At 35.0% G+C, this 13150-nt stretch carries 11 protein-coding genes; 4 read left to right on the top strand and 7 right to left on the bottom strand.

What is annotated here, in order from left to right:
* Positions 1-22 precede the first annotated feature (22 nt).
* The 6 genes from BKM63_RS03485 to BKM63_RS03460 all read right to left on the bottom strand — a co-directional run bounded on the left by BKM63_RS03485 (position 23) and on the right by BKM63_RS03460 (position 8253).
* Positions 23-2050: a M3 family metallopeptidase gene (locus BKM63_RS03485; protein WP_071635256.1), complete on the bottom strand. Its 2028-nt coding sequence runs from the start codon at positions 2048-2050 to the stop codon at positions 23-25.
* A 125-nt stretch (positions 2051-2175) separates the two neighbouring features.
* Positions 2176-2658: a 5-(carboxyamino)imidazole ribonucleotide mutase gene (gene purE / locus BKM63_RS03480; protein WP_057114953.1), complete on the bottom strand. Its 483-nt coding sequence runs from the start codon at positions 2656-2658 to the stop codon at positions 2176-2178.
* A gap of 117 nt (positions 2659-2775) precedes the next feature.
* The gene (locus BKM63_RS03475; RefSeq protein WP_071635255.1) at positions 2776-3933 is read right to left on the bottom strand and encodes a 5-(carboxyamino)imidazole ribonucleotide synthase; all 1158 of its coding nucleotides are present in this window, start codon (positions 3931-3933) and stop codon (positions 2776-2778) included.
* 200 nt (positions 3934-4133) lie between these two features.
* On the bottom strand, positions 4134-4685 hold the full coding sequence (locus BKM63_RS03470) for a hypothetical protein (protein ID WP_071635570.1): 552 nt from the start codon (positions 4683-4685) through the stop codon (positions 4134-4136).
* A 30-nt stretch (positions 4686-4715) separates the two neighbouring features.
* Positions 4716-6629 carry a TonB-dependent receptor domain-containing protein gene (locus BKM63_RS03465; protein ID WP_242661097.1) on the bottom strand — a complete coding sequence of 638 codons (1914 nt, stop codon included), beginning with the start codon at positions 6627-6629 and terminating at the stop codon, positions 4716-4718.
* Between the two features lie 352 nt (positions 6630-6981).
* A complete protein-coding gene (locus tag BKM63_RS03460) occupies positions 6982-8253 on the bottom strand; it encodes a PQQ-dependent sugar dehydrogenase (RefSeq protein ID WP_071635254.1) in 1272 nt (423 codons plus the stop codon).
* Positions 8254-8439: 186 nt separating this feature from the next.
* Between BKM63_RS03460 and hpt the strand changes: the two genes are divergently transcribed.
* The 4 genes from hpt to obgE all read left to right on the top strand — a co-directional run bounded on the left by hpt (position 8440) and on the right by obgE (position 12226).
* On the top strand, positions 8440-8970 hold the full coding sequence (gene hpt, locus BKM63_RS23820) for a hypoxanthine phosphoribosyltransferase (protein WP_071635253.1): 531 nt from the start codon (positions 8440-8442) through the stop codon (positions 8968-8970).
* Between the two features lie 75 nt (positions 8971-9045).
* Positions 9046-9618, top strand: coding sequence for an adenylate kinase (locus tag BKM63_RS23815; protein WP_071635252.1), 573 nt, complete (start codon positions 9046-9048; stop codon positions 9616-9618).
* A 228-nt stretch (positions 9619-9846) separates the two neighbouring features.
* A complete protein-coding gene (locus BKM63_RS03445) occupies positions 9847-11121 on the top strand; it encodes a hemolysin family protein (RefSeq protein WP_071635251.1) in 1275 nt (424 codons plus the stop codon).
* Between the two features lie 103 nt (positions 11122-11224).
* Entirely contained in the window at positions 11225-12226 is a 1002-nt protein-coding gene (gene obgE, locus BKM63_RS03440) for a GTPase ObgE (protein WP_071635250.1), read from the top strand.
* Positions 12227-12337: 111 nt separating this feature from the next.
* On the opposite strand, the gene BKM63_RS03435 is transcribed toward obgE, so the two are convergent.
* Positions 12338-12868, bottom strand: coding sequence for an outer membrane beta-barrel protein (locus BKM63_RS03435; protein WP_071635249.1), 531 nt, complete (start codon positions 12866-12868; stop codon positions 12338-12340).
* Between the last annotated feature and the right edge of the window lie 282 nt (positions 12869-13150).

The following is a 13150-nucleotide window of genomic DNA, read 5'->3' as shown; positions in this document are numbered from 1 at the left end:
AAGTCTAAAAATCAAAGAAAGTCTATAAAAGACCCGCTCTTTTCAACAAAGCTTCCGGTTTAGGTTCCTGACCTCTAAAACGTTTGTATAAAGTCATCGGATGTTCTGTTCCTCCTTTAGAAAGTACATTGTCTTTGAATTTTTTTGCCACCTCTTCATTGAAGATTCCTTTTTCCTGAAAATATTCAAAAGCATCGGCATCTAAAACCTCTGCCCATTTGTAGCTGTAATATCCAGAAGAATAACCACCTTGAAAAATATGAGAGAAAGCCGTACTCATGGCATTTTCTTTTACATCAGGATACAATTGCGTGTTGGCAAATTGTTCTGTTTCAAATGCTTTTAAGTCTGTAATATTGGTTGGGTCTTGTCCGTGCCAAGCCATGTCTAAAAGTCCGAAACTTAATTGACGCAATGTTGCCAAACCTTCTTGGAAACTAGCACTTTCCTTAATTTTCTGAACATATTCAATTGGAATAATTTCTCCTGTTTCGTAATGGTTCGCAAACAAAGCCAAAGCTTCCGGTTCGTAACACCAGTTTTCCATAATCTGACTTGGCAATTCTACGAAATCCCAGTAAACAGAAGTCCCGGATAAACTTGGATAAGTTGTATCAGCCAGCATTCCGTGTAAACCGTGCCCAAACTCGTGGAATAAAGTTGTTACTTCATTAAAAGTCAGTAATGAAGGTTTTGTTTCTGTTGGTTTTGTAAAGTTGCAAACGTTCGAAATGTGTGGCCTTTCGTTTACGCCGTCTTTTACATATTGTGATTTGAATGAAGTCATCCAGGCACCGTTTCTTTTTCCTTTTCTTGGGAAAAAATCAGCATAGAAAATTGAAACCAAATTGTTTTCGGCATCTCTTACTTCATAAGTGGTAACTTCTTCGTGATATTTATCTATGTCAAAAACTTCGGTAAAAGTTAAACCGTATAATTTTTTGGCAACCGTAAAGGCACCGTCTAAAACTTTTTCTAATTGAAAATAAGGTTTTAGCTTTTCATCATCTAAATTAAAAAGCTGTTGTTTTAATTTTTCAGAATAATAAGCGCCGTCCCATTTTTCTAATTGTTCAATTCCGTCCAGTTCTTTCGCGAAAGCAGTTAATTCTGCAAACTCTTTTTGAGCTGCCGGTTTTGCTTTTGCCAATAAATCATTTAAGAAAGAGAAAACTTTTTCCGGACTTTCGGCCATTCTCTCTTCCAAAACAAAATGTGCGTGGGTTTTGTAACCTAATAAATTGGCTCTTTCAAAACGTAACTTCGCAATTTTCAGAACATTTTCCTGATTGTCGAATTCATTGTTTTGAAATGCTTTTGCACCAAATGCAATTGCCATTTTTTTACGCAGTTCACGATTGTCAGCATAAGTTAAAAACGGAACGTAACTTGGATGATCTAAAGTAAAAATCCAGCCTTCTTTATCCTGATTTTTGGCTAATAATCTAGCGGCTTCGATTGTTCCTTCCGGCAAACCGAACAAATCTTTTTGATCGGTTAAATGCAATTCGAAGTTATTGGTTTCTGCCAAAACGTTTTCACCAAACTGTAAACTCAGTTTAGATAATTCTTTGTCAATTTCTCTTAACTGATTTTTTTTATCTTCAGGTAAATTGGCTCCATTTCTCGAAAAGCTTTTGTATTTTTTGTCTAATAAAGTCGTTTGTTCCGGGTTGAGGTTCAAACTCTCTTTTTGATCATAAACGGCTTTTACTTTTGCAAACAAATCAGCATTTAGACGAATGTCATTTCCAAATTCAGATAACAAAGGCGAAACTTCCTGAGCAATTTTTTGCATTTCATCATTCGTTTCAGCCGAGTTCAAATTGAAGAAAATACTAGAAAGACGATCTAAAATATCTCCTGAAAAATCCATTGCCACGATTGTATTTTCAAAAGTTGGCGCTTCCGGATTATTTACGATTGCATCAATTTCGGCTTTAGCCAAAGCTATTCCTTCATTAAATGCAGGAACATAATCTTCGATTTTAATCTGCGAAAAAGGTGCAGTGTTATGTTTGGTGTTGAAATATTGTGTTAATACGCTCATGTTTTTTCGTTTTCAGTCTCCGTCCCAGTTTTCAGTATGAAATGGGACTAAAGAGTTGTTTTTTTAGTTTTCAGTCACAATCTCAATTTTCAGTGCTCACTGAGACTGAAAACGGAGACTGAATACTATTTTAATCCTTCAGCAGCTTTATTAACTGCCGCTTTTAATTCTTCTTTATAAGAAATAATAGTATCTAAAACTTTTTTATCGTGGCTTCCGATGATTTGTGCGGCTAGAATCCCGGCATTTTTTGCACCGTTTAGCGCCACTGTTGCAACAGGAACACCGCCCGGCATTTGAAGAATAGATAAAACCGAATCCCATCCATCAATAGAATTACTAGATTTTACAGGAACTCCAATTACAGGAAGCGGCGACATCGAAGCCACCATTCCAGGTAAATGTGCCGCGCCGCCCGCTCCGGCAATAATTACCGAAATACCGCGGGTATGTGCATTTTTACTGAAATCGAATAATTTCTCCGGCGTTCTGTGCGCCGAAACGATATCTACTTCAACTTCTACATTGAATTGTTTTAATATGTCGATTGCATCCTGCATTACTGGCATGTCTGAGATGCTTCCCATTATAATGGCTACTTTGCTCATGTTTTTATTTTTGTTGTGTTTTGTTTCAGGTTTAAAGTTTCAAGTTATTACCGAGACTTAAAATATTATTAGTTTGTAAACTGTAAACTGCGACTGAAAACTGTGACTAATTACTAATTACTGCGCACTAATTACTCTAATAGTATTCTTAACATCCTCCGCAATTCGTCTTGCTTCCTGCATGTTTTCATTTACAATGGTAACGTGGCCCATTTTTCTGAAAGGACGTGTTTGTTTTTTACCATAAATATGCGGTGTCACACCATTCCAGCCTAAGATCGTTTCGATGTTTTCGTAAACTACATCTCCTGAAAATCCTTCGGCACCTACTAAATTTACCATAATTCCCGCAACTTTACTATCGGTATTTCCTAAAGGAAGATCTAAAATAGCGCGTAAATGATTTTCGAATTGTGAAGTATAACTGGCTTCAATTGAATAATGTCCAGAATTATGAGGACGCGGCGCTACTTCGTTTACCAAAATTTCGTCTTCGTGGGTTTGGAACATTTCAACTGCCAAAAGTCCAACATGATTAAATTTTTCTGAAACATTCAAAGCGATTGCTCTGGCTTTTTCTGCTACTTTTTCATCAATTCTGGCAGGACATATTACATACTCAACCTGGTTAGCTTCCGGGTGAAATTCCATTTCTACAACCGGATATGTTTTTATTTCTCCCGATGGATTTCTTACCACGATTACCGCCAATTCATTTTTAAACGGAACCATTGTTTCTGCAATACATTCTACATTTGGCAAATCATCCATATCAGAAATCTGGCGAATCACTTTTACGCCATTTCCGTCATAACCAAATTCGGTGCATTTCCACACAAACGGAATTGTGATTTCGTTATTTCCAACAGATTTTTGTAAATGTGCCGGACTTTCAAACCGTAAATAAGATGCAGTTGGGATATTACTTTGGGTATAAAAATCTTTTTGAGTTCCTTTATTCTGAATTCCTTTTAAAGTTTTTGGAGATGGATATACTTTTAAGCCTTCGTTTTCTAATTGTGTTAAAGCTTCAAGGTTTACCAATTCGATTTCAAAAGTTAGTACATCTACTTGTTTCCCAAAATTATAAACCGTTTCATAATCCATTAAATCACCTTGAAAGAATTTATTGCAGGCAATTTTACTTGGCGCTTCGTCACTTGGATCTAAAACATAAGTTTGTATGTCAAATTTTCTGGTGTCAGACAAAAGCATTTTACCCAGTTGCCCGCCGCCTAATATTCCTAATTTAAAATCAGAAGAAAAATAATTCATTTTGTGTTGTGTTTTTGCAAAGATACCTTTTAATCTTTTTTTAGCCAAAATTTAGTTTTTCCGCCACGAATTACACGAATTTTCTCGAATTATTTTTTTAAGTTTTACCATTGATTAAAAAGATTAGAAGGATTTTTCTTTGTTGAATTTCAAAGAAAATAATTTGTGGGAATTGGCGTCATTAGCGGCCAACAAAAACATTACTCAATTTTCTTTAAGACTTCGCGTGCTACGGCTTTATATGCAGCTGAATGATCTCCGTAATCTTTGTTTAGAATAATCTGAAGTTCGGGATGAATCCAGTCGTAGTGGTTTCCCAAAATATATAGAGTTCTTATGGAATAAGCTTTTGTCGCTACTTTTACATCGCTGATAAGCCAATCGAAACTCGCTTCGATACAATCCTGAAGATTTTCTTCGGATAAAGAAATACTGTTTTCGTTTTTCTTATAATGCGATTTCACTAAAAGCTGTACGACTTTTGCAATTGGCCTAAGCGAACTTTCGTCTTTTAAAACCTTTAGATTAGAACAGAAAAAATCAAGATGCGGCTGGAGCCATATTAGTTCTTCATACGATACGAATTCTAAAATCCAGCAGGCTTTATGATTGTTTTTATCTTCGGGTGAAAAACAAATAGAAACTAATTCTTCAAACAAGCCGGGATTTTCAAGAACCTCCTGTGCACATTTTAATCGATTTTCCCGATATGCACTTACATAATCCAGTTTTTCCTGTAGTTCAGAAGACATTTTTTTTGGTTTTGATTTGATTTGAGGCATCTAAAATAAATAATTTAATGAAATAGTCCCGTAATAATTTGTAGGAAGTCCGGGGTAATAATAACGTGGCAATGCATTACCGCCAGCAACAGCATTTGGCAGAATTAAAGAAGCATATTTTTCGTTGGTTACATTGTTTACTCCTGCAGCAAAATGTGAAGTTAAACGAGGCAGAATCTCAAATCGATAACCTGCTTTTAAGTTGATGATATTATAAGAGTCAGAAAAAGCGGTATTAGCATCGTTCATCGGAATTTCATCCACAAATTGATAATCGGCATTCAAATAAATTCCAAGATTTGTATTAAAAATTATTCCCGCATTGATTTTATTGGCTGCTACTCCGGTTAGTTTGTTTCCGGAATAATCGTTTCCGTTATCAATAAATTCTTTAAATTCATAATTGCCCAATGATCCCGCCAGATAAGAGTTAAGAGATAATGAATTATTTATCTGCCAATTGTGATTTAAAGTAATTTCGATTCCTTCATGAAATGTTTTCCCTGCATTTAAACCCACATATTGATCTTCTCCAACTCTTTTTGCGACTAATAAATCTTTAATTTCCATTCGGTAAATGGCAATTTCAGTGTACAGATTTTTATTGAAGAAGTAGAATTTGCCGCCAAGCTCAAAATTATAACCATTTTCAGGTTTTATATCTGTATTTATTGTGCCTTCACTGGTAAGGGTTTCTTCTGTTGCCGGCAGTGAAAATCCACGGCTTGCCGAAAAGTAAATGGTTTGTTGTGAATTTGGCTTAAATAATAAAGACAATTGCGGCGAAAAAATGCCGTCATAACGGTATTCCTGATTGGTGTTTTCTGTATAATTGCTGAGGTTAAATCTAGTCTTGTTGTAATTTAAGCCAGCCTGAATTTCAAATTGTTTCGAAAGTAAAGTTCTCCATTGCGAAAAGATATTATAGAAATGCCGCTTTTGTCCCGTTTCTGTAAGCTGATCGCCTTGCAGACTTCCCAAACCATTATTTTGCTGATACAGATTTTCAAAAGTATTGCCTTTATAAGTGTCTGTAAAATATTCGATTCCGGCGATAAAATTATTTTCTGTTTTTCCAATTTTAAAGTTTCCTGAGAATTGAGTTCTGGCCCCAGCCGCAAAAGTATACTGACGCAAAATATCAAAAGGTCTGGGCTCGTTGCTGTCTTTGTAATTGATAAAAACCGAAGTTGAATTACTCAGCTTATCATTAATTTTAAAATCATAAGCTAATCCGCCCAAGGTCGATTTGTATTCTTTATATCCTTTTGAAGCCACCCAGGTTGGTGCTCCGGATTTCGGATCGTTTTCAAATGCAGTTTTATTTATCGAGCTTGGGATAAAAGCCTCGAGATGAGTATAATTTGAAATATAAGTCAGTTTACTGTTTTTCTTTCTGAATAATTCTCCCGCAAGCGTAATTCCCTCTCTTTTGTAGGCATTGTTTTCTCTCCAGCCATCGGTTTTTAAATTATGATAACTTATGTTTAAGCTTCCTTCTTTTTCATCTAAACTATAATTCAAGCTGTTTTTCAATAAGCCATAAGAACCAAAAACGGAACTTATTCCTGCACTTTGACCGTTATTTTTAGAAAGCTGGGGTGAAATTAAAATAGCACCGCCCAAACCTGCACCGTAAATACTCGAAAGAGGTCCTTTTATAATTTCTATTTGATTGATGTTTTCCAAATCGATATCATCAATAACCGTTTCACTGTTTCCGGAAGTCAGTGGAATACTGCCATAAAAAGCTCTGATTTTATTGGTGCCGTAGGTCGTTCGCGCGCCAATACCACGAATCGAAATTCGGGTTGTTGTAAAATTAGAAGACTGCATAAAAACACCAGGAATTGTATTGATTACCGTTGTAATGTCTGTGGTATTGTTTTGAAGTAAATCTTTTTTTGAAAGAATACCAATAGAGGCTGGTGTGTTTAATAAATTATTATTGATGTGAAGTGAGCTGATAACAACTTCTTTCAGTTTTTAGAGAATCAATACTGGTGCTCTCTTTTTTTTGTGCAGAAATGTTTTGAAAAATACAACACACAAAAAGAAAAAGATAACATTTATTTAAGGCCATAAATAGGTCGGGTTAAAAGGCAGATTTTTTAAAACACATAGCAACATAAGATTAAGGGAGGCAAAAAAGGCGTTGCACTTTTCTAAACAAATTAGTAATGTGCGAAAACGAGTTTTCTTTTCAATCTTTAACAAAAATAAATCTATGTTTCTATGTGTTTAATACTAGTAGAAGATGGAAATTTTATTTAACTGAAACTTTCCAAATCGTATTGCCGCTGTCATCATTGACCAAAAGCGATCCATCGTTCATAACCGTAACGGCAACCGGACGCCCATAAACTTCAGCTTTATTCTCATCAGAAATAAATCCGGTTAAAAAATCTTCTGGTTTTCCTGAAGGTTTTCCGTCTTTAAAAGGAACGAAAAGGACTTTATAACCAGAAATTTTAGAACGATTCCAGGAACCATGCTGTCCAACAAAAGCACCATTTTTGTATTTAGCAGGGAAAGTATCTTTAGTATAAAAAGCTAATCCTAACGATGCTGTATGAGGCCCAACCGGAACATCCGGAACAATTGCTTTTTCAACCAGATCTTTACGCTGGCCTTTAAGCCTTGGATCAGGAATACTTCCAAAGTATGAATATGGCCATCCGTAGAAACCATCTTTTTTAACACTTGTAATATAATCCGGTACTAAATCGTCGCCCAATTCGTCGCGTTCATTTACTGCGGTCCAAAGTTCTTTATTTACAGGGTTCCAATCCATTCCAACAGGATTTCTAAGACCTGATGCAAATATTTTTTCTCCCGTTCCATCAGGGTTAATTTCTAAAATAGCAGCACGGCGCACTTCTTTATCCATTCCGTTTTCTCCCACATTACTTCCTGAACCTACAGAAACATAAATTTTAGAACCATCAGGGCTGGCTAATAAATTTCTTGTCCAGTGATTGTTGTAACCTCCAGCAGGAAGTTCAAGAATTTTTTCGCCTTTGGTTTCTAATTTAAGCGGATTGTTTTTATAAGGATAACGGTATAAACCATCTGTGTTTGCAATGTAGAAAAAATCTTTTAGCTCCAGCATTCCAAAAGGTTTGTTTAAGTTTTTAATAAAAACTTCACGGGTTTCAAATTTTCCGTCTTTGTCTTTATCACGCAAAACCGTAATTTGGTTTTTGCTGGCGCGTGTGCCGCTTTCTACGACAAAAATATCTTGGTTTGGTGCTATATAAGTCCAGCGTGGATTTTCAAAACCATCTGCAAATTTGGTAACGATAAAGCCTTCCGACGCTTTTGGTGTTTTGTCTTTTGGCCACCCGATAACTTTACTGTTGTTGGTTTTAGATTCTGTTGCATAAGGAGGAGGCAGTGTAATATCGCCAATAGCAGTTTTTACAACATTTCCGGGTTGTTTTGCCAGCGCTTCTTTTTCTTCTTTTTTAACTTGTCCGTTGCAGGCCGTCATTAATAATAATAACGATATAGAAAATAGTGGTAAGAAATTTTTCATTGGTATTTTGGAGTTAAATGGTTATTCAACAACAATTTAGTGAATTAAAAAATACCTGTAAGAAAGCATTTGTAATTATTAACTGATATTTAACATTCGTAAAAAAGTCACATTCTGAATATATTTTCATGTGGGCAGATTGGTTGTAATTCTGTATCTTTGTCCATTATTTTAAAATTAAAAATAATGATACAACTTCACGATAAACAATTTGTTCCGTTTATTTCGGCTAAGGAAATTGATTTTGCTTTAACCAAATTAGCTGCACAAGTACAAGATGATTTTGGAGATGATACTCCAATTTTTATTGGAGTTTTGAATGGCGCATTTATGGTTGTTGCCGATTTTCTGAAAAAGTATAAAAGCCAATGTGAGGTTTCCTTTGTGAAAATGGCATCTTATGAGGGGACTGAGACAACAAATTCTGTTAAAGAATTAATTGGAATTAATCAGGATTTGTCTGGCAGAACCGTTATCATAATTGAAGATATTATTGATACAGGAAATACACTTGAAGAATTAAAGCACTTGTTTAAAGCACAAAATGTAAAACACTTTAAAGTGGCGACTTTGTTCTTTAAACCAGAAGCATATAAAAAAGACATTAAGATTGATTATATCGGAATCAGAATTCCGAATAAATTTATTGTGGGCTACGGATTAGACTATAACGGCCTGGGACGAAACCTGACAGAAGTATATAAATTAGCAGAATAACATTAAACAAAACACAACTATATATTCATTTTAAACTTCTTCAAAAAATAAGAAGTCACACAACTCAAACGTATTATGATTAACATTGTTTTATTTGGAAAGCCAGGAGCAGGAAAAGGAACTCAGGCAGAATTTTTAAAAGAAAAATACAATTTAACACACCTTTCAACAGGAGATATTTTCCGTTTTAATTTAAAAAATGATACTGAACTAGGTAAAAAAGCCAGAGTTTTTATGGACAACGGCGAATTAGTTCCTTGCGAGGTGACCACAGCAATGTTAATAGATGAAGTAAAAAAACACCCTGATACTGCAGGATTTTTGTTCGACGGATATCCAAGAACTTTAGAACAGGCAGAGGCTTTAGATAAATTTTTACCAACAATTGGGTCCAGCGTAACAGCTACAATTGCGTTAGAGGCTGATGATGAAATTTTGGTAGCACGTTTACTTGAAAGAGGAAAAACAAGCGGAAGAGCTGATGATCAGGATGAAGAAAAAATTCGCGTAAGATATCAGGAATATAATGAAAAAACAGCTCCATTAATTGGATATTATAAAGAGCAAAATAAGTTTCATGCTGTAAACGGTATTGGAACTATCGAAGAAATTACAGAGCGCTTAACGTCAGTTATAGATAATTTGTAGAAGCTTTCCAGCTGTACGTTACATCCCGATAGCTGTCGGGACGCTAAAGAACTATTTTTCTGTCCATAAAATGAGTATCTCTCAAGATCTTGGGAGTGAAGTGTTTTCTGGTAAGAAAAATTAGTTTTTTTAGAGGAGTACTTCTCACGATGTGTTGAGGCGGGCTAAAAAAACAGCAAAAATTAAATATATAATAACGAACCAAACAAATAACGAATCTACTAAACATTGGAAATACTAATAATATTTTTTCTAATACTATTAAATGGAGTTTTCTCGATGTCAGAAATTGCATTGATTTCTGCACGAAAAAATAGACTGGAAACAGCAGCAAAAAAAGGAAATAAAAGTGCCAAAACAGCGCTCGATCTAGCCAATTCTCCAAACAAATTTTTATCAACTGTACAAATCGGAATCACCTTAATTGGAATTTTGACGGGTATTTACAGTGGTGATAAAATTACAATGGACGTAGAATTGTTCGTGGCAGGATTTGCTGCTTTAAAACCTTACGCGCATTCTATTGCGGTTGGAATTGTAGTGGTTGTTTTAACATTTTTCTCTTTAGTTTTAGGTGAATTACTTCCAAAACGAATTGGATTAAACTATCCGGAATCGATTGCAAAAATGGTAGCCATGCCCATGAAAGTAGTTTCGATTATCACGGCGCCGTTCATTTGGCTGCTGACATCTTCGACAGATTTTCTATTGAATGTTTTGCAGATAAAACCAACTGCTGATGGAAAAGTGACCGAGGAAGAAATTAAAGCAATAATAAAAGAAGGAACAGAGGTAGGTGAGGTTCAGGAAATTGAGCAAGATATTGTAGAGCGTGTTTTTCATATTGGAGACCGTAAAGTAAGCTCGCTTATGACGCACCGAAAATCAGTAGATATGCTTCCGTTAACGGCTGACAGAATTAAAATCAAAGAACTAGTTGTTCAGGATTTACACGCTGTATATCCGGTTTATAATGATAATTATGATGATATTGTAGGCGTTGTAACGCTTAAAAATATATTTGCCAGTATCGAAAACGATAACTTCGATTTGTCGTCTATAATGACTGATGCACCTTATTTAATGGAACAAACAACAGCTTACAAAGCTTTGGAGAATTTCAAAAAAACAGGAGTACATTATGCATTAGTTTCAGATGAGTATGGAGTTTTTCAGGGAATGATTACCCTAAATGATATTCTGGAAGCTTTAGTAGGTGATGCATCTGAATTTTATAAAGATGAATTCCAGCTTATAGAGCGTGAAGATGGATCTTGGCTGGTTGACGGTCACTATTCACTGCACGATTTTTTAACGTATTTTGAACTGGACGAATTAACAAATGATTACGAAGTTAACACCGTAAGCGGTATGATTATGACCGAGCTTTCTCATATTCCAAAAGAAGGAGAAAAACTAGTTTGGCAAAAATTTGTGTTAGAAGTAGTCGATATGGACGGTGTAAAAATTGATAAAGTACTTGTAAAAGCGCTTAAAGAGTAGAGAGAATTTGTTTCAAGTTTAAAGTTTCAGGTTTCAGGTTAGCTTACGCACTTAACTTGAACTTGAAACCTGAAACTTTGAAACTACACATAAACAAGAAAAAATGACAGAAGGAAATTTTGTAGATTACGTTAAGATATATGTTTCGTCCGGAAAAGGAGGAAAAGGATCTACGCATTTACATAGAGAGAAATTTATTGAAAAAGGTGGTCCCGACGGAGGAGATGGCGGTCGCGGAGGACATGTATATTTAGTGGGAAATAAAGGACTCTGGACATTATTTCATTTAAAGTTTGCGCGTCACATTAAAGCCGGACACGGTGGAGATGGTGGAGGAGACCGAAGCACGGGAGCAGATGGAGATGATAAATTTATTGAAGTACCTCTGGGAACTGTTGTAAAAGACAAAGAAACCGGGGAAACACTTTTTGAAATTACAGAAGACGGCGAAAAAAGAATTCTTGCAAAAGGAGGAAAAGGAGGTTTAGGAAACTGGCATTTTAGAAGTTCGACAAACCAAACACCACGTTATGCACAGCCTGGTTTGCCAGGTTTAGAGATGGATGTTATTCTGGAACTGAAAGTTCTGGCAGATGTTGGTTTAGTTGGTTTTCCTAATGCAGGAAAATCTACTTTATTGTCTGTATTAACTTCGGCAAAACCAAAAATTGCAGATTACCCGTTTACTACCTTAAAACCAAACTTAGGAATTGTAGCTTACAGAGATTTTCAGTCTTTTGTAATTGCCGATATTCCCGGGATTATTGAAGGAGCAGCAGAGGGAAAAGGCTTGGGGCATTATTTCCTGCGTCATATTGAGCGTAACTCAACTTTATTGTTTTTGGTTCCGGTTGATACCCCGGATATTAAAGCAGAATATGATATTTTGGTTAATGAATTAACGAAATATAATCCGGAGATGCTGGACAAAGAACGTCTTTTAGTTATATCGAAATGTGATATGCTGGATGACGAGCTGAAAGCAGAACTGAAAGCGGAACTGGATGTTTCTTTTAAAGATGTGCCGTATATGTTTATTTCGTCTGTTGCACAACAAGGTCTGACAGATTTAAAGGATAAGCTTTGGAAAATGCTTAATGAATAATATTAAGTTATTTATAAATTAAAAACCCGACAATTTCCATTGTCGGGTTTTTTACTTTTTGTGCGAAAAAACAAAAAGTATAGGATTACTTTTTAACTTCAATCCTTTAAATTATAATGCAAAGTTTTTAGAAACTCCAATGTTAAAAGTTTTACCAAAGTCAAAACCTAAACGTTCTTGTCTTGGATCATTTTTTCCATCCAGGTTATCATAGTTTATACCTCCAATAGAAAAGTTTAAACCAAATCCTCTTTTCATGTTGATAAATAATGCAGGAGTTAAGTTTGCATACATTCCTTTTGCATCATTTAATGAAGTGCTTTGGTAACCAGCTCCTAAATCTGCGAAAACAGAGAATATCTCAGAAAGCGGCACCGAGTAACGCACGAAACCTCCAATTTTGTATTTTTCGGTTTTGTCGAGTCCTGTAGTTTTTACATTCATAATAGATCCTTCAACTCCAGCTGTCCATTTATCTGCAAATTGATAACCTACTTTTGGAGAGAATTCGAAGTTTTCTAATTTAGATTCTCCAATTTTTTCGTAAGAATAACCTACGTTACCGCCTAATAAAACTGAACCCTTTTGGGCACTTACAATTGTTGTTGTTAAAAATACAACTGCTAATAGTAGTTTTTTCATTCTTTTATTTTTTTTGAATAGACAGCAAATTTATAATATTTATTAATGTAAGAAATGTTTTATTATATTTATTTTGTTTTGAAAGTTTATTATTATAAATAACGTGTTTTTTTAGTTTTATATCTTTAATAATTTTAATCTTTTGATTCTTTTGTGACTTTTTATTCGCTTAATTAACGTTAAGAGTTGACTTATACAAATTATGAATTTCGCAAAATCATCTTTGGATTTGTTTAATATGTTTTGTTTTTGCCTTTAAAGTTTATTTTTTTTGCGAAAATG

Origin of the sequence: Flavobacterium johnsoniae (assembly GCF_001879205.1) — a bacterium.
In the GTDB taxonomy this organism is placed as follows: domain Bacteria; phylum Bacteroidota; class Bacteroidia; order Flavobacteriales; family Flavobacteriaceae; genus Flavobacterium; species Flavobacterium johnsoniae_A.
The sequence above is the reverse complement of the archived record's forward strand: the minus strand, read 5'-3'. Positions and strand labels throughout refer to the sequence as shown.

Bases quoted from the DNA above. Each gene is read 5' to 3' on its own strand.
- BKM63_RS03485 (WP_071635256.1), bottom strand. From the start codon at position 2,050: ATGAGCGTATTAACACAATATTTCAACACCAAACATAACACTGCACCT.
- purE (WP_057114953.1), bottom strand. From the start codon at position 2,658: ATGAGCAAAGTAGCCATTATAATGGGAAGCATCTCAGACATGCCAGTA.
- BKM63_RS03475 (WP_071635255.1), bottom strand. From the start codon at position 3,933: ATGAATTATTTTTCTTCTGATTTTAAATTAGGAATATTAGGCGGCGGG.
- BKM63_RS03470 (WP_071635570.1), bottom strand. From the start codon at position 4,685: ATGTCTTCTGAACTACAGGAAAAACTGGATTATGTAAGTGCATATCGG.
- BKM63_RS03460 (WP_071635254.1), bottom strand. From the start codon at position 8,253: ATGAAAAATTTCTTACCACTATTTTCTATATCGTTATTATTATTAATG.
- hpt (WP_071635253.1), top strand. From the start codon at position 8,440: ATGATACAACTTCACGATAAACAATTTGTTCCGTTTATTTCGGCTAAG.
- BKM63_RS23815 (WP_071635252.1), top strand. From the start codon at position 9,046: ATGATTAACATTGTTTTATTTGGAAAGCCAGGAGCAGGAAAAGGAACT.
- obgE (WP_071635250.1), top strand. From the start codon at position 11,225: ATGACAGAAGGAAATTTTGTAGATTACGTTAAGATATATGTTTCGTCC.
- BKM63_RS03435 (WP_071635249.1), bottom strand. From the start codon at position 12,868: ATGAAAAAACTACTATTAGCAGTTGTATTTTTAACAACAACAATTGTA.